A 26,222-nucleotide genomic window follows, 5' to 3' on the forward strand; every position below is an offset into this window, starting at 1 on the left:
TAAATAATATAATATTTCGTATGTCAAATTAAATTTTAAGGATGGTACTAATGATAAAAAACTATATGGAATTGTTAGTTGATGAGATTTTCAATGAAATAAAAAACAGTTATAAAATCTGCAATGAGGAAAAATGTATACATGATATTAAATCCATTGCTTTAAATAATCTACCAACCCATTATTTTAAATATGATACAACAGAAGCAGATAAAAAAGCTTTCTTATTAGAACGTCAACGGAGAATATCTGTATTAGCAAAAGTTGCTGAAGCAGCAGACATTGTATGCTCAAAATGTTATAGAAAAGGAAATTGAACCCACAGATTCCCTCCTAAGAGGGCCCCGTGGGCGTTATTTATGTTTCACGTGATTTAATCCTTGTTCAAACAACTCCAACACATGTTCATCATCTAATGAATAGATAACAAGTTTACCTTCCTTTTTAAACTTGACCAATTTCATATCTCTTAAAATCCTCAACTGATGAGATATAGCTGATTGGGTCATTTCAAGTATATTAGCAATATCACATACACATAAAGATGACTTGGATAAGACATAAATGATTTTTAATCTGGTAGGATCTGATAATGCCTTAAACATACTAGATAAAAGGTATATTTCTTCCTCACTATTTAAATTTTTCTTTAGATTTTTAAGAGATATTTCATCTGATAGATGACCTACACATACTAGCTTATCTTTTGTTTCTTTCATCATTTTAGCCTCCCATTATCTTGATTTTAATCCGTTGGCATCATTGGAGTTACAGGATGCACGGGTCTTCCAGTCATTGGATCTATATATATAATCCAATATCCTTCTACATGTAATCCTTGGTACCAAGTATTGAATCCATTAGCTCCCCTGTATGGATGCTCATCTGTAGTAAACTCACCTGGTATCCCATATACGAAGTATTTAACAGTTTCTCCTTCATTATATAGTCCGAATAAATAATGTCCATACTTACTCATCAGTTGATTGCAAGTAGTAGTAGTATTATTATTGTTATAGGGTTCTTTATTATTTCCTCCAATAATGTATGAAAAATATGGAAGAAAAGCTCTATATTCATTTTCTTTATCTAATTCTACTATCCACCAATTATATCCTTTTAGGTTATATTTAAAAGGATCAATATAAGGGAAAAACCTTAAAATACTCAATACATAATTAGTTGTTTGATTTTTTTGGTTTAATTTTCTTATATAGTCTAATGTCTTATAATCTGGTTCCATTGATTCTTCATCTAAATCTTCTAAATCAAACTTAACATCGGAATTCTCTTGAATATAATCTTCATTTTTTACTTCTATGTTTTCTTCTAAAGGTATATCCTCTGATAATTCATGTTGTACGACCTCAACATCTTGTTTCTCTATTATAGGCTCAGTAGCTGGTATATCATATGCTGGATTATATACTGGTACCTCATACGCTTGCTCGTATGCAGGTACATTATATATAGACTCATGTGTAGATCCTATCTTTATAGGTTCTTCAACTGGTTTAATTTCCTGCATTTCTATTTCTTGTACTTCCTCTAGTTTTTCAACTTCTTGGATCTCTGCCTCTTGTAATTCCTCTGGCTTTTCAACTTCTTGGATCTTCACATCTTGTATTTCCTCTGGACTTTCTACTTCTTTAGTTTCTTCTTCTTTTATTCTTTCTTGTACTTCTTCTTGTATGCTTATTTCTTGTACTTCTTCTGGCTCGATTACTTCTTTAGCTAATTCTTCTATTGCTAATCCTTTTATATGTTGTTCTATCTCTGTTGCTGGCTCAGATATAGATTGAATATGAGATTTAAAAGGTACGGATTCTATGTATCTCTCAATTGTGCCATCTTCTTTATCCAAATACCCTCCAAGAAGTACCTCCCCCTCTCGCATTACTAGAATACCAGATATTTTATCTGTTTGAAAGTTCTTAGATTCTAATTCTCTCTGTATAAAGGTATATTCTCCTTTTCCTCTTCCTATATCATCTGTAAATATCTTTCCTAATTCCCAAACTGAATGTGATTTATCCTTAGAGATAAATACAACATTATAGAAATTATCTACTTCTGCATTTTCAATATTTACTGTGACAATTCCTCTAGGACCCTTTATCTCTAGTTTGCAATGCCCCTTTGGGTTTCTTCCAGCCATGGTAGAAAGTTCTTTCTTCAGTATTATAAACTTCCTTGTATATGCTAATGATGACGGCATAATTTTACCCCCTTTTTACACTTTATTTAATTATATGTCTAATGGGGGCAATGTTTTACTAATCTTTATAAAATCTTCTACAGATAAGTTTTCTGCTCTTGTATCAACATTGATATTTAGCTTCTCTAGAGCTTCTTTTATAGTTTCCTTTTCAATATTAAATCCATAGGTAGATAATGAATTTAATATGGTTTTTCTTCTTTTTGAGAAAGCAGCTTTAACTATTTTAAAAAATTTGTCCTTATCCACATCTGGTAGTTCCTTTTTTATTTCAAGCTTTATAACGGCTGAATCTATCTTAGGCTGAGGCATAAAAACGGTCTTTGGTACTTTTACAACTATTTCTGGTTTACTATAAAAATTGACAAATACAGAAAGACTTCCATATTCTTTTCCTCCCGGACCAGCCTCCATCCTTTCGGCTACTTCCTTTTGAACCATGACTATAATTGACTCGAGATTTAAATTATCTTCTATTAGCTTTGCTATTATTGGCGTAGTCACATAATAAGGTAAATTTGCTACTACTTTTACAGGACCACCACTTAGATTTTCTTCTATTAACTTTTCTATATCAATTTTTAATACATCTCCATGTATTACTTCTACATTATCATATTTTCCAAGAGTTTCATCTAATATCGGCAATAAAGTATCATCTATCTCAATGGCTACAACCTTCTTTGCCCTTAGGGCTAATTCCTCAGTTAACGTCCCCATGCCAGGACCTATCTCTATTATATAATCTTCTGATGTAATATCTCCCTCATCTACTATTTTTCGCACAATATTACCATCTATTAGAAAGTTTTGCCCTAGAGATTTTGAAAATTTAAATCCATATCTTTCTAGAATTTCCTTTACATACTTAGGAGAATAAAGCCTTTTATCTTCCATATTTTTCTTCAATCCTTTCCAAAGCTTTCCCAAACTCTTCCCTAGTTACTCCAAAGTTATTTAACCTATTAAGAAATTGTTTAGAATTTGCATATCCAATACCTAATATCTCTCCCAATTTTTCTCTTTTCTCCCTTGACTTTGGTCCACCCGCTAATCCAAGGGCCGTTATCTCTTCCTTTGTAAACTCCTCTTTTCTTTCTATACTACTTGGCCTTGCTTTTAGGATTGCCTCAATAATATCTTCCTTATTTGCATTTTCTACTCCTATATCTCCCTTTTTCAAAGCTTTTCCTTGAGGCAAAAATGCGTGTTTACAATTTTTAATATGTTTGGATAAGTCCCTTCTAATTTGTTCTCCAGCATAATCTGGATCTGTTAAGATAATAACTCCTCTTTTTTCTGCTATGTTTTTAAGAGTCTTAATAAATTCTTTCTTATATCCAAAACCACCTGTTGCGATAACTTCTGCATCTAATGCTGCTTTGACAACAGTAATATCATCTTTTCCCTCTACTACTATTACTTCCTTTATCAATATAACAACCCCTTTAATCAGTTCACAATTAACAATTCACGGTTCACAATTATGAAAGTAGTAAACTATGGTCAAAAAACCCCAAAAACATTCCCCAACAATTGTGCATTGTGAACTGTGAATTGTGCATTTGAATTATTTAAGATTCAACGAATTTTAAATAATTCCTTAGTGTTTCTATTTGTAGCCTTTGCCAACTCTTCAAATGATATTCCTTTGGCTTCTGCTATGGTTCCTGCTACATATTTTACAAATATTGGTTCGTTTCTTTTCCCTCTATAAGGCTCAGGAGTTAAATATGGGCAGTCTGTTTCTACAAGGAGTTTATCTAATGGAACTACTTTAGCTACTTCCCTACTTACCCTAGCGTTTTTAAATGTAACCGGCCCAGCTAGGGATATATAAAATCCCATTTTTATATATTCTGCTGCCATTTCAGCACTGCCAGAATAGCAATGTAATACTCCCCTTAAAGTTCCGTCCTGAGCTTCCTTTAATATATTAAAGGTTTCCTCCGCAGCATCTCTAGTATGAATAACTACTGGCAAGCCTACTTCCTTTGCAAGATTAATTTGTTCCTTAAACCACTTTCTTTGTATATCTCTAGGAGAATTATCATAGTAAAAATCTAATCCTATTTCCCCTATAGCTACTACTTTATCTCTTTTAGCAAAGGCTCTTAATATCTCAATAGTCGAGTTATCCATTTCTTTTGCAGAGTGAGGATGTATACCAACTGCCGCATATATATTATCATACTTTTCAGTTAAAGACACCGAGGCAATACTAGATTGTAAATCTGCCCCTATGTTTATAACCATTTCTATTCCATTGTTTTTTAAGTTTTTAATTAGCATATCTCTATCATTATCAAATCTTCTATCATCGAGATGTGCATGACTATCTATAAGCATAATTATTTCTCCTTATGATATTGTAGCACCTGATTGTAGATCTTCTAAAGTTGATACTAAGCTAAGTTTACCAGTACTATCCTCTGCAGCTAATATCATTCCTTTAGATTCTACACCTCTTAATTTCACAGGTTTTAAGTTTGTGACTACTACTACCTTTTTACCCACTAAATCTTCAGGTGAATAATATTCTTTTATACCTGATACTACTTGACGTTGTTCCTCACCTAATTTTAATTGCAATACATAGAGTTTATCAGCCTTAGGGTGATCTTCACAAGATATAACTTCTGCTACTTTTAATTTTACTTTATCAAAATCATCTATTGTAATTTCTTCTACTTTTTCTTTTACTTCTTCCACTTTATCAGCCTTCTTTCCTTTGTTTCTTGAATCTATGAGCTTTTGGTTTGCATCATTTAGCTTAACTAATTCCTTTTCTATTTCAAGTCTTGGGAATATAATATTTCCTCTTTCCACTGTTGTACCTACTTCTAGTATTCCCCAGACCTTCGCATCATCCCATGATACTTCATTCTTTAATCCAAGTTGCTTTCTTATCTCTACTGAAGTTTTTTCCATAAATGGTTTAATCAGTATAGATACTATTCTTAAACTTTCTGCTAAATTATATAATACTGTATCTAATCTTTCTTTATCTTCTTCCTTTGCTAATATCCATGGGGCAGTTTCATCTACATATTTATTGGTTCTTCTAATCAACTTCCATATTTCTTCTAAAGCATTAGAGAAGTTTAATTTCTCCATATATTCTTCTACTTTAGCAGCTGCATTTATTCCGGTTTCTTTTAGAGAATTATCAAATTCTCCTTCCTTAACTGGAGAAGGAATTATCCCTTCATTATATTTTTCAATCATAGTAACTGTCCTACTAACTAGATTTCCTAAATCATTTGCCAAATCTGAATTTAGTCTTTGTAAGAATTTATCTCTATGGAAAGAGCCGTCTTGACCAAATGAAAATTCTCGAAGAAGAAAGTATTTGAAGGCATCTATGCCATATAATTCAATTATTGGCTCTGGATATATTACATTTCCCTTTGATTTAGACATCTTATCGTCTTCAAATAATATCCAACCATGACCAAATACCTTTTTTGGTAATTCTAACTCCATTGCCATTAAAAGTGCTGGCCAAATTATAGTATGGAATCTCACTATCTCCTTACCTACTAAATGTACATTTGCAGGCCAGAAGTCTTTAAAGTTCTTATTGTCATCACTGCCATACCCTAAAGCTGTAATATAACATGATAACGCATCTATCCATACATACACTACATGAGATGGGTCAAATGGAACCTTAATCCCCCAATCAAAGCTAGTTCTGGATACACATAAATCTTCCAAACCATCTTTTAAGAAATTGTTCACCATCTCATTTTTCCTTGATTCAGGTTGAATGAATTCAGGATTTTCATCGTAAAACGCTAATAGTTTATCCCTATATTCTGAAAGTTTAAAGAAATATGCTTCCTCCTCTGCAAGATGAACCTCTCTACCACAATCTGGACACTTTCCATCTACTAACTGAGATTCTGACCAAAATGCCTCACATGGAGTACAATAATGTCCTTCATACTTTGATTTATATATTTCACCTTTTTCATATAGTTTTGTAAATATTTCTTGAACTGCTTTTTCATGATGAGGGTCTGTAGTTCTTATGAAAGTATCGTAGTCTATCTCCAAAGTCTTCCATAGTGATTTTATATCTGCTACTATTTTATCTACATAAGCTTTTGGTGTAACTCCACTTTCTTTAGCCTTTTCCTGAATCTTTTGACCATGTTCATCTGAACCTGTTACAAAGTATACATCATAACCTTGCATTTTTTTAAACTTCTTTATCGCATCTGCTGCCACTGTAGTATAAGTATGACCTATATGCAGATTATCAGATGGATAATAGATTGGTGTCGTTAAATAATATTTTTTCATCTTTATTACCTCCCGTTTATTCAATGCACAATTCACAGTTCACAATTCACAATTGTTAGGGTCTAGCTGTCGGGTATTTTTTTGCGACCTGCAGTCGCTGTTTTAATTGTGCATTGTGCATTGTGAATTGTGCATTGTTTTTTATTTGTTTACAAATAAAAAACCCTCATCTCTATATAGAGACGAAGGTTATCTTCGCGGTACCACTCTAATTTATCTAAATCTTACGATTTAAATCTCACTAGGTTATAACAAAACCTTGCAGTGTAACGGCTGCTTCCGTTACAGCCTAAAATCTTCGGCTGTAAAGTTCTGGGGCCATCTTCGGAATAATCTTAATCACTGGCTTTCACCCAACCCAGCTCTCTGTAGAATAATCTTAGTCCTACTCTTCCCTTCCACACCTTTAACATGATTTTACTCAACAGTCAAACTTAATATCTAATTAGTCTAATTTCCTTTTAGTATATCTTTTCTTATTTGATAATATATTATACTCTAACTCAAATATTTAGTCAACTAAATAATTGATATTACAGTATTAGTTGAGTAATTTTTATAATCCTTATTTTTTGATTGCATAAAGAGACATTTAGTCTATAGTCTATTTAAGAGGTCCGTTAACATCTATTGTATATGAACCTGTTCCCGAATATTTATATATATAAAGATAATATCTACCTGCTGCTGCATCATAAGAACCTGTTAATCTTCCGCCTGTCGTTGAAGTAGGATACGTTACATAATTTATGATATCTGATGCTTCATAAAGCATCCAGCTAATTCCTAAATCCCTATCTGGTGTTACATTGATATCAACCTGTCCATTGGAGATTACATCAAAATAGTATATATCTACATTGTCATCATCTTGAAACCTGGCTGAAACCGCAAGTTCAGTCATTATAGGTCCATTTGCATTATCAAATATATCATTTGGCTCAGTCTCAGATGTAATACCATCACTAGGATTAGTTTCAGGTTCATTAATTATTACCTGTGCTTCATCTGTATTTCTTTCTCCTTTATCATCTACTACTGTCAGAGTTGCTGTAAATGTACCTGCTGTCGAGTAGGTATAGTTTGGATTTGCTTCTACGCTTGTACTGCCATCTCCAAAATCCCATAGATATGATATTATAGTCCCATCACTATCTTTAGAGCCCATACTACTAAAGCTTATCTCCTCACCTTTCATCGCAATATACGGTCCATTTGCTTCTGCTACTGGAGGATTGTTTACCTGTGCTGTCTCATCACCTGTGAATATTCCATGAAATACTACATCAAATTCTGCTTCATTTGATGAATTTACTTTATAATTTGTAAAATAGCATACTACTGTTTCATACCCACTCCATGGATAAGATGCAAGTGTATTTAAAGATTCATTCGCCATTAAATCCATGTATTTCCAATCTGCTATAGGTCCTTGAGTTTCTGCTTTTGTATATGTCCCACGTAATGTAAAGGTCTTAAAAAATTCTGATTGTGATTGGGTTATTGTTACATTTGTCAGATCCACAGCTGAAGTTATATCTGAGTATATTGACTCTAGATCTTTTCTTGTATGGGTTTCTAAGTAGTCATCAGCTACAAGGGGAACATAGTAAATATTTATATTATCTACTAAATATTGCATTTGATTTTGATATTCTGTGTTTAATCGATTATCATTACTATATTGGCTTATTAAATTATCATATTCCCTTACATTATTTGTCTTTACAGCATTATTCAAACTGTTCAACATATCCCTATTCTTTTCATGCATATAATTATAAACAACAAAACCATAGGTATAAAAAGTAAAACCACTATCATATGATGAATGTAAAGTTTTAGATAAGGAATATCTGTCTTCCACTCTTCCAATATTGGATACCATAGTTTTTCTTGGAACAATCCCATCAGTACGAGTAGAACCAGCAAACCATTCAGCTCCACCTTCTTCAAACCATGTTAATCTTTCATTATCATAAATCTCTGATTCTCCCCACATACCAGGAACCAAATACCTGCCTTGTAAATAGTGAGTAAATTCATGGCGGAATAACTCTTCTAATGTATATATGCTGTCTTGAGGAGTTCTTTCATAGGTGTAAAAGGACCCCCAGCTCTCTATATACATACCACCATTATTAGTATCTAGTCCAAACAAATATCTATTCATACCATACTCATAAGGACTATTATAAATATAGCATATCAACACTTCATCAGTATTATTGGCTTCAAGTGGAGTATCACTTCCTATGGCTCTATAAAATTGTGCTCTAACTTCATGTGAGGCCCAATATAGCCTTTTAACTTTATCAATTGTAACATCATCTCCTGCATATATGATTAATTTATCATCATCAAAAGTATATTTTTTAGGCAGGTATTTATTTATTCCATCTTGTGTGATTTTCTTAATATCTATTCTTCTGCCATAATAATCTAATCCATCATAATTATCTACTATAGATGAAGCAGCTTGAAAATACGGTTCCCCTAAATACGGATAGGAACTCATTGCCTGTGTGAGGACTCTATTTCCTTCACTTGGATTACTATGAACCTTACCTAATGTTCCCATCCAGTATAGCCCATTATTTATAAGCCATCCATTATCTGAATTAAAGTTTCCTAATAGTGCTATATTAGATACTTGTATTATAAAATCATCAATTTTGCCATACCAAATAGTTTTTGATGGTATAACTCCATTATAAAGTTCTTCATTAATGTCATATTCTATACCACCACCTAAATTATAAATAGCTGTTCCTTTTGCATTATCATTTATATAGGTATTTATATTTGATTGAAATTGTTGAAATATAGGAATAGTACGGTTGATTATATCTACATTGGTTGAGCCGTTCCACATAAGAAGACCTATGGAAGATACTAAATCATCCTGCTGTGCTGTACCTAATTTGAAGTTAGCATTATTCATAACTGAAACTATTGAAGGTAAACATTTATCATGATAATTTCTACTATTAAGCTCACTTAATTGGCTATTATAAAATCCTAAATAAAAACCTGCTCTAACTACTTCACAAAGTGTAGGTATACCTTTGTTATCTGTACTTGTATATTGTCTTCCACGAAGGTTTATTGCATCAATAAGTGCTTCCATACGACTTTGATTAGAATAAAATTCATATGCATCTTGGCTATATTGAAATAAGTCTGTAATATCACTGTATTTAAGAGTAACTAGCAAATTCACTAAATCAGTATAATTTAATGTCTTTAGATAAGACATTGAGTAGGTGCTTTCCCTTGTGACAAATGATCTTACATCATGGGAACTTTGGTCAATAGATTCCGACTCTGGTGGTTCAGGTGATTTGATTGCCAATAAATCATCTGTAATTTCTTTTGAAAATATACTACTCTCTATTTTTTCTCTATTCTCTATTTTTCCTATAGGTAGTTGATTTGATACTGATGAACCATTAGGATTATCATTTATTGCTAGAACTAAGTCACTGAAAACATTGCTTAACAATAAAGCAATAATACAGAACAAGCATATAACTTTATATAATTTATGCCTGCCTTTTTTTTGGCCTTTACCAGTTGTTTTTTCCATAATAGAATCCTCTCCTTTAAAATAATTTTATTTTATAAATAACCCTTAATGAAAATTCAATAGTCACCTCCTTGAATAATATAGTTAAAATTCAATTGCTATATTTTCTTTCTCACTGATTTCATGAGATAATGTTCATGATTTTTCTATAGTTTCTTTACCTAATAGATTTATAGATAATCTCAATACCATTTAACTTTCATAAATAATCATTATAATTGAAAATATAAAGCTATTACTCTTCTCATTTTTTGAATATTCGGAATATTTTCTTCGTACTTTCAAAACAACTTCTAAATAATCACTCTGTTTTTTATAATCTTGAAAATAATAAGGATATGTCAATTAATTCAATAATAGGTGATATTAAATAATAGAGATTACAATAGTTATATTACAGTGTTATTAGAGATCATGTTTTAACAATCTTTAATTTACATTTTTTAAACTATACGCTAAGGAACTGAGTCTGAAAGATATAATTTGAAATGAAAAAATCTTAATTTAAAAACTTATATTGTAACAAATACTTTAACATACGTGAGATTCTTATATTTGACTTCTGTTATAATTTCTTATGGTCAAAAGTAATATTCATATCTAATAATTTACAATGCAATCTTTATGCCATTTTATTGCTTTAATATACTCTAGTGATATTGATGTATTTATTCAATAAAATTGAAAATAATTAAGAAAAAGTATTAAATTTAATACTTTTTCTTAATTATTTTTAAAGATCAATATGAAATTTCAGACCAAATTCAGAATCATAGTAGAATTAGTCTTATCTTATATCTACTCTCTATTACTCTTCATATATATTACTGTGCTTTTACTCTATTCATATAGTTTTCAAAATTATATTTAAGTTCTTCTATACTATCTCCACCAAACTTTATCATCATCTCATTAGCTAATACATATGCTAACATATTCTCTGCAACAATACTAGCTGAAGGTACAGAACAAACATCCGTCCTTTCAACCTGAGCATGAATATGCTCTTTTGTTTCCATATCTACAGTATTCAAAGGCTTCTTCAGGGTGGGAATAGGTTTCATAATTGCTCTGAATACTATATCTTCTCCATTAGAAACTCCCCCTTCAATTCCCCCTGCATTATTGGTTTTCCTATAGTATCCATTTATATCATAGTATATCTGATCATGTACTTTTGAGCCAACCTTATTAGATGTATTAAATCCTAACCCAAATTCAATTCCTTTTATTCCGGGAATACTCATTATACTATAGGCAATCTTTCCATCTAACCTTCTATCCCAGCTGATATAACTTCCTAATCCTACAGGAATATTCATCCCTATTACTTCTATAATTCCTCCCAAAGTATCTCCTTCTTTTTTTATATTATCTATTTTTTCTATCATAAGCTTTTCAGCTTCTTTATCTAAGACTCTCACAATAGATTCATCTGCTTTTAACAATTCCTCTTTACTAATATTATTATAATTGTCCTTTGAAGTTTCAATATCTCCAATTTTAACTACATGACTATATATGCATATATTGAATTCCTTTAATAACAACTTACATATACTGCCCAATGCAACTCTCATAGCTGTTTCTCTAGCACTAGCTCTTTCTAAAGTATTTCTACCGCCTTTTTGATTGTACTTTAAGGCACCTGCTAAGTCTCCATGACCTGGTCTAGGTCTTATTATTTCTCTTAATTCTACATCAGTTCCTCTATTTTTAATTATAATGGATATTGGATTTCCCGTGGTATAAGAATTATTGATTCCAGATAAAACTTTTATTTCATCTTCTTCTATAGTCATCCTTTCACTTCTGCCATATCCTTTTTGCCTTCTTTCAAGCTCATGGTTCATATATTCTATATCAAAATATAAATTTGCTGGAAGCCCATCTATTATTCCCTGCAAACTATCTCCATGAGATTCTCCTGATGTTAAAAATCTAATCATTTAAATATCCTCCTACTATATAGGTTAATGGTCTAAACACAGAAATAATCTTTGCTATAACAGTTTATTTTCCAGTTTTGCAATAGCCCTTAAATCCTTCATAAGTTTTTGAAATCTATCTGGAGTTATAGATTGCTCTCCATCACATTTTGCATTTATAGGGTCATTATGAACTTCAATGATGAGTCCATCTGCCCCTGCTGCTATGGCAGCCTTTGAAAGCGGCTCTACCAACCACCACAAACCAGAAGCATGACTAGGGTCTACTATTACTGGAAGATGACTTAATTTCTTAATTATAGGAACTGCACTTAAATCCAAAGTATTCCTTGTATACCTTTCAAAAGTCCTAATCCCTCTTTCACATAAAACTACATTTTCATTTCCTTCTAGCATAATATATTCAGCAGCCATCAAAAACTCTTCTATGGTAGCTGACATTCCTCTTTTTAAAAGTACGGGTTTCTTTGTCTTACCTAGTTCTTTTAAAAGAGGATAGTTTTGCATATTTCTTGCTCCAATCTGAATAACATCCACATCCTCCATAAATTTATCTAGATAATCTAATGACATAAGCTCTGTTACAATAGGAAGTCCTGTTTTCTCTCTGGCCATCTTTAGCATCTCTAGTCCAGTTTCACCTAACCCCTGAAAGCTATAAGGAGAAGTCCTTGGCTTAAAAATACCCCCTCTTAAGAAAGCAGCCCCTGATGTTTTTACTTTTTCAGCTATGCTTAATATTTGTTCCTCACTTTCTACTGAACAGGGTCCAGCTATTATTGCTACTTCCTTACCGCCTATGGTGTCTTTGCCAACATTTATAATGGAGTTCATTGGATGCAAAAGTCTATTTACCTTGTTGATACCTATTTCCATTAACCTCCCCCCTATTCATCCATTGCTTTTTTTAAACTTTTTACAAACTCAAAAACTCTTCCCTCAATATTGCCCAATTCTATTCCATTCTCTATTTCTTTAACAATTGCACTTCCAACTATTAATCCATCAGCTAAATCCTTTAATTTCTTTATGCTCTTTACATCAGATATACCAAAACCAACGACTGTAGGAATGTTTGAATGTTTTTTTATTTCTTCCAAGAGATCTACCAGTCCTTCATCAAAGGATTCTCTCATTCCTGTAATGCCCTTTGAAGAAATGCAATAAATAAATCCTTTTCCTTCTTTAACTATTGCTTCTATACGACTATGAGAAGTTGGAGCAACCAGGACTATTAAATCAATAGAATAATCCCTCATAATTTCGTTTAATATTTCTCTCTCCTCCAAAGGAATGTCTGGGATAATCAAACCATCTATCCCACATTTTTTACATCCATTTAAAAATCTTCTTACTCCATAAGAAAAAATCGTATTATAATACACCAAGAAAATCAGAGGAATTTCCGTTTTACATCTTAGTGCTGAAACCATTGAAAAAATAGTTTCCACATTAGTACCTTGACTTAAAGCCCTTGATGAAGCTCTCTGTATAACAGGCCCGTCTGCTAAAGGATCTGAATATGGAATCCCTAATTCAATAATGTCGGCTCCTGCTTTTTCCATTGCCAAAACTAATTCTATGGTTTTATCCAATGCAGGATCTCCTGATGTAATATAAGTAATCAAGGCTTTTCTTTTTTCCTCTTTAATTTCATCAAATTTTTTCTTTATCCTACTGTCCATCTTTCAATTCCCCCAATACATTAAGCAATGTATCCATGTCCTTGTCTCCTCTTCCTGACAAATTCACTACAATAATATCTTCTTTATCTATTTGTCTAGCTAACTTCATTAAATATGCTATAGTATGAGCACTTTCCAAAGCAGGTATAATTCCTTCTGTCTTAGTTAAATATCGAAAAGCTTCTATTGCCTCATTATCATTGATGGTTACATATTTAATTCTTCTTATAGAGTGAAAATATGCATGTTCTGGACCAATCCCTGGATAATCAAGGCCTGCTGATATTGAATGTACTGGTTTAATCTGTCCATTTTCATCCTGCAACAAATAAGTCATCATTCCATGTATGATTCCTAATCTACCTTTGGAAATACTAGCTGCATGATATTCTGTATCTATTCCCTTTCCTCCTGCTTCAACACCATACATCTCTACTTTTTCTTCAATAAAAGGATAGAATAAACCCATTGCATTACTTCCTCCACCTACACAAGCTACTAAATAATCTGGTAATCTACCTTCCTTTTCCATAATTTGTTCCTTCACTTCATCTCCTATAATCCTTTGAAAATCTCTCACCATTGTAGGATAAGGATGGGGCCCTACTACTGATCCAATTACATAAAAAGTATCTTCTGGATTAGTAACCCAATGTCTAATAGCCTCATTAGTAGCATCCTTCAAGGTTCTTGTACCAGAAGCTACAGAGTTTATTTTAGCCCCTAACATCTTCATCTTCAAAACATTTAACCCTTGCCTTTTTATATCTTCCTCCCCCATAAAAACTTCACAGGGAATATCAAACATTGCACAAATAGTAGCCGTAGCCACTCCATGCTGTCCTGCACCTGTTTCTGCTATTATTTTCTTTTTTCCCATTCTTCTAGCAAGTAGTACTTGACCAATTACATTATTTATCTTGTGAGCTCCAGTATGGTTTAAGTCCTCTCTCTTTAGATAAATCTTACCTCCACCTAATTTTTTTGTTAGATTCTCCGCATAATATAATGGAGTAGGTCTTCCAGAATACTCTTGACAATAATACATATATTCCTTTTTAAAATTCTCATCATCTTTTATACTAATAAATGATTTTTCCAGCTCGATCAATGGATTCATTAAAGTTTCAGGTACGAACTGCCCACCAAATTGTCCAAACCTCTTATTCATATAAATCATCCCCTTACTCTCTCTATAAAATCTTTTATCTTTCCATAATCCTTATATCCTTCTGTCTCCACTCCAGAGCTTACATCTACTACTGCTGGTCTAACTATCCCTATAGCATTTCTGATATTTTCCGAACATAATCCACCTGCTAAAACTATGGATTTAGTTTTACCAATCCCTATAGCTAATTCCCAATTAAACCTTTTTCCTGTCCCCCCAGCTTCCCCTTCTATCCAAGTATCTAAAAGATACTTATCAACCCTATATTTTTCTAATAATTCTAGGCTATTTTCATCTCTTATAAGAAAGGATTTCCATACTTCATTCTCAAAACAACTACAATAACTAGAACTTTCATCTCCATGGAATTGAAGTACATCAAGGTGACAAAGTTTTTCTATTTCTTTTACTTCTTCTAGAGAATGATTTAGAAATACACCAACTTTTTTTATATCTTTATTTAATCTATCTACTAATCTCCTTGCCATATAAGGGTCAATTTGTCTCTTACTTTTTGCAAATACAAATCCTATATATTCTGGTCTTAGTTTATTTACATAATTTATATCTTCATATCTTCTCAATCCACAGATCTTTATCTCTACCAAATTATTCACCTCTTAGTTCTTTTATCTTATCCTTAATAGATTTAGATTTCATAAAGCTCTCCCCAATTAGAACACCATCTACACCTATGGATTCTAGATACTCCATATCTCTTTTATTAGAAATACCACTTTCACTAACAATTACTTTATCCTTTGGTATATAGCCTATTAATTTTTCTGTAGTTTCAAGCTTTACTTCAAAGGTCTCTAAGTTTCTATTGTTAATCCCGATTATATTTGCACCTGCATCTAATACCTTTTCTAGCTCTTTTAAATTATGGATTTCGACTAGGCATTGAAGATTAATATCCCTGGCTATTTTTTGAAATTCATCTAATTGCTTTTTAGTTAGGAGGGATGCAATAAGCAAAATGGCATCTGCTCCTAATAATCTGGACTGATATATCTGATATGAATCGATTATAAAATCTTTTCTAAGTATAGGTACTTTTGTTTCTTGTTTTATCATCGATAAATATTCACCTTTTCCTAAAAAGAAGCTTTCTTCAGTCAATACAGAAATTGCATCTATCTGATTTTTGTCATAGATTCTACCCACGAGTATAGGGTCAAAATCTTCTCTTATAATTCCCTTTGAAGGGGAAGCCTTCTTTACTTCCCCTATTATATTTAATTTTCCTATGTTCTCTATGGCTTTCTTGAAGTCTCTGATATCCATGTTTCTAATTTGCCTTTTCAGCTTTTCAAGAGGCACAATCTCCTTATCTATCTCTAATCTTTTTCTCTTTAAAGAGATAATTTCTTCTAATATCATTTCCTCAACTCCTGACTAAGTTTAATCAGTTGATTTAATTTCTCCAATGCAAGTCCTTTATCTATCATCTCCTTAGATTTGTCTATTCCTTCTCCCAGAGAATTCACTACATTTCCTACATACATAGCTGCACCTGCATTTAATAAAACCATGTCACGTTTAGGTCCCTTCTCACCCTTTAATATATTTAACAAAATCTTTGCGTTTTCTTCTGGGTCTCCTCCTTTAACTTCTTCAATTTTAGCGAAGGAGATACCATAATCGTTAGGATCTAAATAATACTCGTGAATTTTATTATCTTTCAGTTCAGATACCTTAGTCTTTGTAGTAATAGTAATCTCATCTAATCCATCCATGCCATAGACTATCATAGCCCTTTTCAAACCTAATTTCCTTAGAACGTTTGCCAAAATAGATGTAAGATTTTCATTAAACACACCGAGGACTTGCCCTTTAGGATTTGCAGGATTAGTTAAAGGCCCTAAAACATTGAATATAGTTCTTATCCCTAATTCCCTACGAGGATTTATAGCGTATTTCATAGTCTGATGAAAATTTGGAGCAAATATAAATCCTATTTGCAGTTCATCTATGCACTTTTTAACAGCTATGGGACAAAGATCTATATTGACTCCTAACCTTTCCAATACATCTGCACTTCCACATTTGCTGGAAACAGATCTATTTCCATGTTTTACAATGGTCACTGATGCAGCAGCTGCTATAAAGGCCGATGCTGTTGAAATATTAAATGTATTTCTTTTATCACCGCCAGTTCCACAGGTATCTACTGTGTAGCTACTATTTGTTTGAATTTTTGCAGCCTTTTCTCTCATAACCTTAGCAGCACCAATGATTTCTTCTATGGTCTCACCCTTCATACGGAGACCAGCAAGGATTCCTCCTATCTGGGAGGGAGTAGCTTTTCCCTCCATAATGGTATTCATCACATCAAACATCTCATCTTCTGTCAGATCCTCATAATTTATAACCTTATCTATTGCTAATTGCATGATTTACACCTCATTTCTAACACACTCCATAAGAGCCTTTGCTTTCCTTAAGGTTTCTTCATATTCACTTTCGGGATTTGAATCTGCAACAATTCCAGCACCTGCTTGTATATATGCCATATTATCCTTGAATACTACGGTCCTTATGGCGATACAAGTATCCATATTCCCATCAAATCCCAGATATCCTATAGCCCCTGCATATATTCCTCTTTTCTCATTTTCCAGTTTCTCTATAATTTCTAATGCTCTTAATTTTGCTGCTCCAGACACAGTTCCTGCTGGTGCACAAATCCTTATAACATCATAATGATTTAAACCCTTTTTCATTTTTCCTATTACATGGGATACTATATGCATTACATGAGAATATTTTTGTACCTCCATGAACTGCTTCACTTCAACGCTTCCATTCTCTGATATTTTTTCTAAATCTTCTTTAGATAAATCTACTAGCATCAAATGCTCACTTCGTTCCTTTTCATCTCTTAATAAACTATTTATATAAAATTTATCTTCCTCTAAATTTTTACCCCTCGGTCTTGTCCCCGCAATAGGACAGGTTTCTACCCTATCTTGATTTATTTTCACCAACATTTCAGGTGAAGACCCAACTATATGATAAAATCCAAAATCTATATAATACATATATGGAGAAGGATTTAATTTTCTTAGTTTTCTATAAATCCTAAAAGGATCAATTTTTGTATGAAAATCAAATCTTTGAGATAAAACCACTTGTGATACTTCTCCATTTCTTATATAATCCTTAGTTTCTAAAACCTTTTTCATAAAACTTTCCTTTGTTTCATTGCTGGTATAATTAACTTCTTCCATATATGACTTTGTTTCTTTCTCTATATAAAGTTTATTTTCCAGTATTTCTTCTTTTATTTTTTCTAGCTTCAATACTCCTTCTTCATATATTTTTTTTAAGGAGTCATCTGCTTCTAGATTTACAACTATCCTTATCCTTTGTGTTATATGATCATAGATAATAATATCTTTAGGTAATAAAAGATGTAAATCTGGAGTTTTTATGCTATCTTTATTTGTATTCTCTACTCCATAGGTATTCTTTATTAAATCATAACCTATAAAACCTACAGCTCCAGCTGTAAAGTCTTCTAGACTTTCTAATGAAGCCATCTTATATTCATCCATAATTTCTTGCACAATTTTAAGGGCGTCTCCCTCTTTATTTATTGTCTCATTCCCTTTAATTATTGTAATTTCATTGCCATAAGCCATAATCTCCATAAAAGGATTTCTTCCCATATAAGAATATCTGCCCCACTTAATTCCTCCTTCAACACTTTCTAATAGAAAGGTCTTTTTACATTTGCATAACTTACTAAATAAAGAAATAGGTGTTTCCATATCACCATCTATTTCCAATGAAATGGAAATTATTTTTCTTTCTTTACTTAGTCTTTTAAATTCTTCATAATCTGGATACATAGTATATCCCCCCTTTTTTTAGTACAAAAAAAGCACTTCGTCCCTAATATAAGGACGAAATGCTCAGCACTCCGTGTTGCCACCTTTTTTAGATAATCATATACCCTATATGATAAAACAAAAAAACATTTCAATCCTAATATCTAGGACGAAATGTTAAATTTCGTTATGCCACCTAATATAGATAGTTGACTATCTCACTCTAAAGGTACGGAAATAATAATATTTCGATACCCCGTCTTTATAACGTAAGACACTCGGCTAATGATACTCTCCTAAGATTTCACACCGCTTCTCATGGAACCATTCAGCAGACCATCCGTATCAGGTTTCCACCATCCCCGACTCTCTACACCTTCAAGTATTGCTTACTTTTTCCAATCAATGAATTTTTTAACTTTTCCAAAATTATAGTATTTAAAAATAATTTTGTCAACTATTATTTTTTTATATGTTATTATCTTTTAATTTTATAAAATCACATTTTCAAAAAATATATATTTGCACTTTAACTAAACAATTGAAAACTCCATCTTCCTCTGACCATGGCCTCTTGAAAAAACAAAAAAACTCCTATCATCAAAAAAATATCTCCAACGCTTATTATCCTGGCTGAAGGATAGGGTTTCGGTATTACAATAACATCTGCTAGATAAACAAGCTTAGTATCTTCCGTGACTAAAGAATGTTTTATATCAAAGGATTTCTCTGGCATATTTTCTGTATAATGCTCATATCCTGTAAATCCCTTAAAGGATACTGGCATTTTACCACCGTTAGAAAATATGACTATAAAGTTTAACATAATTCCTATAAGAATAAATTTCATGAATTTCTTCTTAATATTGAGAATAACTCCTGCTATCATGATTAAGTATGTAAACAAAAGAACATAAACAAAATATTTATCAAAAAACTCTGGTCCTAATATAAGATTTCTGCCCTTCAACCAAGATATACATCCCTGAATAAGTCCTGCTATAAGAAACAAATACCAGCCCTTTATACGTATATTTCCTATATTTCTTATTCTTCCTTTTCTGAATATGGCTACAATAAATCCAAGAACCATAGCTTCAATAAACAATGATATCACTCCCTTTCTCTTAAGATATCTGCAAACTTTTCTGCAAGATCTGGATGAAATTGTGTTCCAGCATTATTTATAATCTCCTGTAAAGCCTCTTCCTTAGTCAGAGCATCTCGATATGGTCTGTCTGAAGTCATTGCATCGTAAGAATCTGCTATGGATAATATATAGGCTTCCATAGGTATGTCATCTCCAGATAATCCATCAGGATATCCTTTACCATCATATCTTTCATGATGATATCTTACAATTCCAGAAATTTTCTTTAAAAAATCAACCTTGCTAATTATTTCTGCACCAACACTCGGATGCCTTCGAATATCTTCATATTCCTTTTGAGTCAATGCTGTAGCCTTATTTAATATATTATCATTGATACCTATTTTACCAATATCATGTAAAATAGCCGCATTTTTAATATTTTGAATCTTCTCGTATGACAATCCATATGCCTCTGCTAATTTAACAGCATAACTTTCCACCCTAGAGGCATGTCCAGATGTATAAGGGTCTTTTGCCTCCATAGCAGAGTTAAAAGCTTGTATAGTAGATAGATATAGATTTCTTGTCTCTATATATAATTTAAAGGAATATCTTGCTAGTAATAATGGTCCGAAAAATAATAAAACAGCCCAATAGCCATATCCTATAAAAGCCAAGGCTATAATTATACCTATAATACCTACAGCTAATGAACTTGCAAAGGTTCCTTTAATGTTAGAATACCAAACTTTTATAAATTGTTGTTTATTTAATAATGACATTAAACCAGATATTATTATAGTATTAAAAATTGTCCCTAAAATTACTATTAAAATTGTTTGCGATAGAAAAAATTCTCCTATCTTACCTCCAGTGCCTATATATATAATTCCCATGACAGATGTTACAATAATGCTCTGGGATACATTAAATACTGTAACATAATAAGGAGTATTGAATAAATGAGTACATCCATATTCCGGCACATTAGGGCATCTGAATAATAGTCCTAAAAAAGATGATGCAGTACCTAATAATGGTCCGCCTACTACGATAGATGCTAGATTTATAGCAGATCCTACAGAAACTCCTATTGAATTATTTGTTAGGGGTATTAGTAAAGACTCAACTATAATTGTAAGAATTGTCCAAAACAATAGCATTTTTATATCTGTAATTGTAAAACTTCGAATTAAGAAACCATAAGCTATGATCGATATCAAGAAAAGTATTCCTATGTATATATATGTTGTTTTATTTGGTTTCAAATCACTCATCTCCTAATATATCTCATTCCGGCTAATAAATTAAAATATTATCTAATCCAAGTATAATTTGCTCCAGCTGATAAAACTAAAGCTAAAATGCTAAGTAAAACCATTAATATTCTTTTCATCGAATATAGCCTCCTTTTTAGGATACTATGTTGATTCGCTATTACAACACGCCATATTCGCTTCGCTATTTTTGTTAATGAGAAATTTATTAGCCGGCATTGATACCTACCTTGATGTAAAACGATTTAGAGCATCTAAGGTAGCTTTTACAACTGCCTCCTTATAATCACTTTTTATTAAACAAGAACCGCAAAATTTTTGCTCCAAACCTTCGCTGATACAAGTAATAACAACTATCACTACTTCATCCGTGGAGATGTTGACAGTTTTTATATCTTCTAATATAAAGGTTTCCTCATAACCATAAGCATCTTCCACAGTCTTTAATGTAACATCTACTAACATTCTATCAATATTTGTACTAGTATTTATTCCTATCCTTGAATTCTCAAAAATATCCTTATGGTTGTCCAAGGATACTTTTACCATAGCCTTTTGCCCATTATTATCATGGGATATTGACATTATCTTAAGCCTGTTTTCAATTTTCTTAAGACTATCATCTTGTATTTCTGCTATACTTATTTTCTTATGATCTACTTGAATATTATATGTAGCTATTAGAATAGATTGGATATCCCTAACTAACTGTTTGGCAGATCTATTCCTATTTGAAACTATATGAATTTCTTCAAAATTATTATCCTCTGAAATAATTTTACAAGAAACTACGGAATCTAATTTCTCAATCGTTTGTTCTATTATTTCTATATTCAATATTATCCCCCCGGATGCATATTTTTTTGAAATTCATCATAATATTGGTAAATTCCCTAAATTATAATTTGATTCTACCATTAATATATCTTAGTTACAACATAAAACTACAATAATAAGTATAAATAAACCCCACTCTTATATAAACTTTATTAATATAATTGACCTTTTTATCCACTATAAAATAACAATTCTCATTTTTTATGAATAATTTTCCAGTTTTTGTATATGATATTCATATATAAAGAAACATTGTACAACCACCAGAATATTATGTGTATTATATCAAAAATTTGACAAACAATAAGTTTTTGATTACAATACAAGAATAGTTAAATTATAGGAGGTATATTATGGAAAATCATACAGTCAATAAGACTTGGAAGTTTATAGTCTTGGCTGCCCTCGCTATAGCAGTAACTGTATCTTTAGGGTTTTATATGTACCAGGGTAGTATTAATAATATTACCTTACAACTAGAAAATGAAGTTATAGAAATAGCTTCAACTGCTAGAACTTTGGAAGAATTACTTGAGAAAGAATCCATTCCATTCAATAAAGATGCTTATATTAATATGGACTTAGACACAGAACTTAAAGACAATATGAATATCATTATAAAAAATCCTAAGTCATATACTATTTCATTTGCTGGAGGAGAATACGAAGTAAAATCTTTTTACAGAACAGTAAGTGAAGTATTAGATGAACAAGGAATTGTATTAGGGGATAAGGACTTTACTTCTCCCAAGTTAGACGCTACAGTTTCAGATGGAGGAAATATCGAACTATTTAAAGTCGAGGAGGTGGTTGAAACCGTTGAGGATATTATTCCTTTTAATAAGATGGTAAATAAAAATAACAAAATGGATATTGGAACATCCAAAGTTGTTCAAAATGGTAAGGATGGGCTTAAAAAGTCTCATTTTAAAAAGGAATTTATCAATGGTAAACTACATTCAATAGAGTTGGTAAAGGAAGAGATAGTTACCGAACCTATTTCTGAAGTTGTAGAAAAAGGGACTAAGGATTTAATTGTTACATCTAGAGGTAATACTAGCTATAGAAAAGCTATAACTATGACAGCCACTGCCTATGACGCATCATTTGAAAGTACTGGTAAAAATCCAGGAGATAAATATTATGGTCTCACAGCCTTAGGTACAAAGGCTAGACCTGGCGTAGTTGCTGTTGACCCTAGGGTAATCCCATTAGGCACGAAACTCTATGTTCAGAGCCTTGATGGATCTAAAGATTATGGTTTCGCTATAGCAGAGGACACAGGAGGAGCAATCAAAGGAAATAAAATCGATTTGTTCTTTGAAACTTCTAGTGAAGTTAATAGATTTGGAAGAAGAAAAGTTAAAGTATATGTATTAAAATAAAAAAAGTTTCTTATAAAAGATTAGATTCCAGAAAGGAATCTAATCTTTTTAATCTTCTATCCATTTAGATTTCAGAACTTGCTCTACGAAGATCCTTGCCAGCTGAGGATCAAATTGTGTTCCAGCATTTCTTATAAACTCTTTTATTATTTCCTCATTTGATAAAGCTTTTCTATAAGATCTATCACTTGCCATTGCATCATATGAGTCAGCTATAGCTATAATTCTTGATACTAAGGGAATTTCTTCTCCTTTCAATCCTCTAGGATAGCCTCTACCATCATATCTTTCATGATGAGCCAATGTATACTCAGCTATTTGAGACATCTCATTTACTGTACTAAGTATTCTATATCCAATCTCAGGGTGTTTCTTCATATCTTCCCATTCTTCATCAGAAAGATATCCTGGCTTGTCTAGAATAGCTTCATTAATTGCAATCTTCCCTATATCATGAAGCAATCCAACATTTTCAAGTTCTTTTAATTTTTCTTCCTTCATACCTAGAATACTACCTAATTGTTGAGAAATCATTGCTACTCTTTTGGAATGTTCTTCTTCTCTTTTGTTTTTTTCGTATAATGCTGTCATTATAGTATCTATGGTCTTACTTCTCATACTAGGACCTTCAAATAATTTGTGAGTATACATATTATCTTCAGCCTTTTTTAATATCTCTGACATGTCAGTATCTACAGTGCATTTAGTTCCCAAGCCAAAAGATACAGATAATTCCATATTTGATAATTTGTCATTTGAGAACTTTTCATCTGCACTTAATGCCTTTAATCTTCCTATAATAGCTTCTGCTTCTCTTTCATTGGTCTGAGGTAGAATAATAACGAACTCATCCCCACTTATTCTTGCGATTATATCATCTTCTCTACAGCCTTTTTTCATTATATTTGCAATATCTTTCAATAATTCGTCTCCTGCCTTATGTCCAAAGGAGTCATTTATAAGCTTTAATCCATTTACATCTGCCATTACAATTGTAATAGGTAAATTTCTAGGAACGTCTAACCTCCTAAGTTCTTCTTCAAAAAATCTTCTATTATATAATCCTGTTAATTGATCTTTATAAGATAATCTTATTAATTTATCTTCCATTTTCTTCTTATCTGTTATATTTCTAGTTACTGATACTACTTCATCCTCATTAAGTTTTACTATTCTAATTTCATAATTTTCCATGCCTTTTGGAACCTCCAGACTATATTCAAAAGTTTCCATGACATCATTTTCTAATACATTTTTTATTTTTTTCATAGAAATCTCTGTTATTTCAGTTGAAAATAGGTCTTTAATCTTTTTCCCTATAAAATCTTCTTTTTCTATATATAGTTCCTGACTATCTGCTACTTCAACTTCAACAAATATTCCTTCTCTATTGATTACAAATAATATATCTGGTAAGACTTCTATAATCGCTTTATTTTTTTCCAATGCTTGCTTTAAATCTTTTTCAGATTTAACAAGCTTTTCATACTGATCTCTTATCTCTTCCTCCATAGCTGCTAGCTGCCCATAGGAAGCTTCTAACTCTTCATTTTGAGCTACTATTTCTTCAGTATCCTGCTCATGCTGCTGTAAGAATTCGTGGGTCTTATTTAATATAAAATTAATTGATTTTCTTAGATCAATAAATGGATCATTTTTCTCCATTGGTATTCTATATCCAATATTCCCTTCAATATTGATATTTATAATATCCTTATCTAATTTATATACAGGCATTAAAAAATTTACCTTTTGCAAATAAGTAAAAGAGATAAAAATAATCATAGATATGATTAGAGCAATCAAAAGCATTCTCCAGATATCATTATTATTGCCTCTAAATTCTTCCAAGGACATAAAATTTCCGATAATCCAGTCCGTCTTTTCTACAGGTTGATATGATAAATATCCTACAACATCGTCTAATTCTACTTCCATTTTTCCAGTCTTAGTTTCTTTAAGTTTTTCATGAATTCCGTGGCTTATTGAATTAATATTTATTAATTCAGAATCAAATTCGTATTTATATTTAGGATGGGCTAGTATATTTCCTGCATTATCAATTAGAAAAGAATAGCCTAGATCTTTGATTTTCGTATCTTCCACTATCTTTATAATCTCTTCCATACTGATATCAGAGGCTACAACGCCTAATAATTCTCCATTTTTATTATATATAGGTCTTGATATGGTGGTTATGAGTTTATTCTCAAGTGCATCTATATACACATCAGAAATCACAAGTTTATTTTCTTCAATTGCTTTTATGTACCATGGTCTTATTTTTATGTCGTAGTCTTTTGGCGGTTTCCAATTATCACTATTTATTAATTTATTATTTATATCACCGAGGTAAATAGATCTTATGGTGGTATTATTTTCTACAAGTCTTTTAAAATATTCTACTACTTCCTTATCTGACCATTCTCCTGTAGCTATAAACTCCGAAGCTGCAACGGTATATTGGCTATGATATTTTAAATTACTATTTATTTGATAACCTAGATGTTCTATAGATTTTTCCATATTTAGCTCTTTATCCTTAGTTATAACATTATTCAGATATCCATATTGAATTACCAATCCTATAGCAACAATGAAGGTCAGCAATATACCAAACAAATAAAATTTCCTTTGTATAATTTTCATATCCCCCACCTCGACAGTTTATTATAGACATATGTTTATTTTGACATAATATATCTATACCCATAATTTCCCATTACTCTTCTTAATAGACAGTTTTTTCTAAATATTAAAAAATATTGTTTGTAAGACAAACAATATTTTTATAACGAAGAGGAAAATCCTACTTCAATATTCTTATATAAGGAAATTGATCTTTATGAGTTTTAAGCAGATTTGCGAAAT

21 protein-coding genes and 1 other annotated feature are annotated in these 26,222 nt (G+C 31.6%); of the genes, 2 read left to right on the forward strand and 19 right to left on the reverse strand.

Features of this window, described 5'->3' with window-relative positions:
• Positions 1-50 precede the first annotated feature (50 nt).
• Positions 51-317, forward strand: coding sequence for a late competence development ComFB family protein (locus RDK80_RS03030; protein ID WP_158220060.1), 267 nt, complete (start codon positions 51-53; stop codon positions 315-317).
• A 36-nt stretch (positions 318-353) separates the two neighbouring features.
• Here the strand turns inward: RDK80_RS03030 and RDK80_RS03035 are convergent, their stop codons facing one another.
• The 18 genes from RDK80_RS03035 to RDK80_RS03120 all read right to left on the reverse strand — a co-directional run bounded on the left by RDK80_RS03035 (position 354) and on the right by RDK80_RS03120 (position 21,966).
• A complete protein-coding gene (locus RDK80_RS03035; RefSeq protein ID WP_308523433.1) occupies positions 354-719 on the reverse strand; it encodes a metalloregulator ArsR/SmtB family transcription factor in 366 nt (121 codons plus the stop codon).
• Positions 720-745: 26 nt separating this feature from the next.
• Complete coding sequence (locus tag RDK80_RS03040; RefSeq protein WP_308523434.1) at positions 746-2,218, reverse strand: hypothetical protein; 1,473 nt, start codon at positions 2,216-2,218, stop codon at positions 746-748.
• 30 nt (positions 2,219-2,248) lie between these two features.
• On the reverse strand, positions 2,249-3,115 hold the full coding sequence (gene rsmA, locus RDK80_RS03045; RefSeq protein ID WP_094900437.1) for a 16S rRNA (adenine(1518)-N(6)/adenine(1519)-N(6))-dimethyltransferase RsmA: 867 nt from the start codon (positions 3,113-3,115) through the stop codon (positions 2,249-2,251).
• Positions 3,105-3,653 carry a ribonuclease M5 gene (gene rnmV / locus RDK80_RS03050; RefSeq protein ID WP_094900392.1) on the reverse strand — a complete coding sequence of 183 codons (549 nt, stop codon included), beginning with the start codon at positions 3,651-3,653 and terminating at the stop codon, positions 3,105-3,107. The genes rsmA and rnmV overlap by 11 nt, the downstream gene beginning before the upstream one ends.
• 146 nt (positions 3,654-3,799) lie before the next feature.
• Positions 3,800-4,567, reverse strand: coding sequence for a TatD family hydrolase (locus tag RDK80_RS03055; RefSeq protein ID WP_094900391.1), 768 nt, complete (start codon positions 4,565-4,567; stop codon positions 3,800-3,802).
• 12 nt (positions 4,568-4,579) lie between these two features.
• Positions 4,580-6,529, reverse strand: a complete 1,950-nt coding sequence (metG, locus tag RDK80_RS03060) for a methionine--tRNA ligase (protein WP_308523435.1) — start codon at positions 6,527-6,529, stop codon at positions 4,580-4,582.
• A gap of 175 nt (positions 6,530-6,704) precedes the next feature.
• Positions 6,705-6,939 (reverse strand) — a binding site (T-box leader).
• A gap of 194 nt (positions 6,940-7,133) precedes the next feature.
• Positions 7,134-10,118, reverse strand: a complete 2,985-nt coding sequence (locus RDK80_RS03065; protein WP_308523436.1) for a collagenase — start codon at positions 10,116-10,118, stop codon at positions 7,134-7,136.
• Positions 10,119-10,942: 824 nt separating this feature from the next.
• Entirely contained in the window at positions 10,943-12,067 is a 1,125-nt protein-coding gene (aroC, locus tag RDK80_RS03070) for a chorismate synthase (protein WP_308523437.1), read from the reverse strand.
• 54 nt (positions 12,068-12,121) lie between these two features.
• On the reverse strand, positions 12,122-12,943 hold the full coding sequence (gene aroF, locus RDK80_RS03075) for a 3-deoxy-7-phosphoheptulonate synthase (RefSeq protein WP_308523438.1): 822 nt from the start codon (positions 12,941-12,943) through the stop codon (positions 12,122-12,124).
• An 11-nt stretch (positions 12,944-12,954) separates the two neighbouring features.
• Entirely contained in the window at positions 12,955-13,752 is a 798-nt protein-coding gene (gene trpA, locus RDK80_RS03080; RefSeq protein WP_308523439.1) for a tryptophan synthase subunit alpha, read from the reverse strand.
• The gene (gene trpB / locus RDK80_RS03085; RefSeq protein WP_308523440.1) at positions 13,742-14,923 is read right to left on the reverse strand and encodes a tryptophan synthase subunit beta; all 1,182 of its coding nucleotides are present in this window, start codon (positions 14,921-14,923) and stop codon (positions 13,742-13,744) included. Before trpB ends, trpA begins: the two co-directional genes overlap by 11 nt.
• Before the next feature lie 5 nt (positions 14,924-14,928).
• Positions 14,929-15,531, reverse strand: a complete 603-nt coding sequence (locus RDK80_RS03090) for a phosphoribosylanthranilate isomerase (RefSeq protein WP_308523441.1) — start codon at positions 15,529-15,531, stop codon at positions 14,929-14,931.
• Position 15,532: 1 nt separating this feature from the next.
• Entirely contained in the window at positions 15,533-16,306 is a 774-nt protein-coding gene (gene trpC / locus RDK80_RS03095) for an indole-3-glycerol phosphate synthase TrpC (RefSeq protein ID WP_308523442.1), read from the reverse strand.
• Positions 16,303-17,319 (reverse strand): anthranilate phosphoribosyltransferase, encoded by a 1,017-nt coding sequence (trpD, locus tag RDK80_RS03100; RefSeq protein WP_308523443.1) that lies wholly within the window; start codon positions 17,317-17,319, stop codon positions 16,303-16,305. The genes trpC and trpD overlap by 4 nt, the downstream gene beginning before the upstream one ends.
• A 3-nt stretch (positions 17,320-17,322) precedes the next feature.
• Positions 17,323-18,780: an anthranilate synthase component I gene (trpE, locus tag RDK80_RS03105; RefSeq protein WP_308523444.1), complete on the reverse strand. Its 1,458-nt coding sequence runs from the start codon at positions 18,778-18,780 to the stop codon at positions 17,323-17,325.
• A gap of 508 nt (positions 18,781-19,288) precedes the next feature.
• Positions 19,289-19,867 carry a DUF5317 domain-containing protein gene (locus tag RDK80_RS03110; protein ID WP_308523445.1) on the reverse strand — a complete coding sequence of 193 codons (579 nt, stop codon included), beginning with the start codon at positions 19,865-19,867 and terminating at the stop codon, positions 19,289-19,291.
• A 5-nt stretch (positions 19,868-19,872) separates the two neighbouring features.
• Positions 19,873-21,120 carry an HD-GYP domain-containing protein gene (locus RDK80_RS03115; protein WP_308523446.1) on the reverse strand — a complete coding sequence of 416 codons (1,248 nt, stop codon included), beginning with the start codon at positions 21,118-21,120 and terminating at the stop codon, positions 19,873-19,875.
• A 234-nt stretch (positions 21,121-21,354) separates the two neighbouring features.
• The gene (locus tag RDK80_RS03120) at positions 21,355-21,966 is read right to left on the reverse strand and encodes a hypothetical protein (RefSeq protein WP_216560589.1); all 612 of its coding nucleotides are present in this window, start codon (positions 21,964-21,966) and stop codon (positions 21,355-21,357) included.
• A gap of 353 nt (positions 21,967-22,319) precedes the next feature.
• Between RDK80_RS03120 and RDK80_RS03125 the strand changes: the two genes are divergently transcribed.
• Positions 22,320-23,351 (forward strand): 3D domain-containing protein, encoded by a 1,032-nt coding sequence (locus RDK80_RS03125; protein ID WP_216560591.1) that lies wholly within the window; start codon positions 22,320-22,322, stop codon positions 23,349-23,351.
• A 48-nt stretch (positions 23,352-23,399) separates the two neighbouring features.
• Here the strand turns inward: RDK80_RS03125 and RDK80_RS03130 are convergent, their stop codons facing one another.
• Entirely contained in the window at positions 23,400-26,000 is a 2,601-nt protein-coding gene (locus tag RDK80_RS03130) for an HD domain-containing phosphohydrolase (RefSeq protein WP_308523447.1), read from the reverse strand.
• Between the last annotated feature and the right edge of the window lie 222 nt (positions 26,001-26,222).

It is taken from the genome of uncultured Tissierella sp., from assembly GCF_902479755.1.
Classification (GTDB): Bacteria; Bacillota; Clostridia; order Tissierellales; family Tissierellaceae; genus Tissierella; species Tissierella carlieri.

What these genes read in the sequence shown, in the direction of transcription:
- RDK80_RS03130 (WP_308523447.1), bottom strand. Translation starts at nt 26,000, where the DNA reads ATGAAAATTATACAAAGGAAATTTTATTTGTTTGGTATATTGCTGACC.
- aroC (WP_308523437.1), bottom strand. Translation starts at nt 12,067, where the DNA reads ATGATTAGATTTTTAACATCAGGAGAATCTCATGGAGATAGTTTGCAG.
- RDK80_RS03040 (WP_308523434.1), bottom strand. Translation starts at nt 2,218, where the DNA reads ATGCCGTCATCATTAGCATATACAAGGAAGTTTATAATACTGAAGAAA.
- trpD (WP_308523443.1), bottom strand. Translation starts at nt 17,319, where the DNA reads ATGCAATTAGCAATAGATAAGGTTATAAATTATGAGGATCTGACAGAA.
- trpA (WP_308523439.1), bottom strand. Translation starts at nt 13,752, where the DNA reads ATGGACAGTAGGATAAAGAAAAAATTTGATGAAATTAAAGAGGAAAAA.
- rsmA (WP_094900437.1), bottom strand. Translation starts at nt 3,115, where the DNA reads ATGGAAGATAAAAGGCTTTATTCTCCTAAGTATGTAAAGGAAATTCTA.
- metG (WP_308523435.1), bottom strand. Translation starts at nt 6,529, where the DNA reads ATGAAAAAATATTATTTAACGACACCAATCTATTATCCATCTGATAAT.
- RDK80_RS03035 (WP_308523433.1), bottom strand. Translation starts at nt 719, where the DNA reads ATGAAAGAAACAAAAGATAAGCTAGTATGTGTAGGTCATCTATCAGAT.
- trpE (WP_308523444.1), bottom strand. Translation starts at nt 18,780, where the DNA reads ATGTATCCAGATTATGAAGAATTTAAAAGACTAAGTAAAGAAAGAAAA.
- RDK80_RS03125 (WP_216560591.1), top strand. Translation starts at nt 22,320, where the DNA reads ATGGAAAATCATACAGTCAATAAGACTTGGAAGTTTATAGTCTTGGCT.
- trpC (WP_308523442.1), bottom strand. Translation starts at nt 16,306, where the DNA reads ATGATATTAGAAGAAATTATCTCTTTAAAGAGAAAAAGATTAGAGATA.
- RDK80_RS03030 (WP_158220060.1), top strand. Translation starts at nt 51, where the DNA reads ATGATAAAAAACTATATGGAATTGTTAGTTGATGAGATTTTCAATGAA.
- aroF (WP_308523438.1), bottom strand. Translation starts at nt 12,943, where the DNA reads ATGGAAATAGGTATCAACAAGGTAAATAGACTTTTGCATCCAATGAAC.
- trpB (WP_308523440.1), bottom strand. Translation starts at nt 14,923, where the DNA reads ATGAATAAGAGGTTTGGACAATTTGGTGGGCAGTTCGTACCTGAAACT.
- RDK80_RS03065 (WP_308523436.1), bottom strand. Translation starts at nt 10,118, where the DNA reads ATGGAAAAAACAACTGGTAAAGGCCAAAAAAAAGGCAGGCATAAATTA.
- RDK80_RS03055 (WP_094900391.1), bottom strand. Translation starts at nt 4,567, where the DNA reads ATGCTTATAGATAGTCATGCACATCTCGATGATAGAAGATTTGATAAT.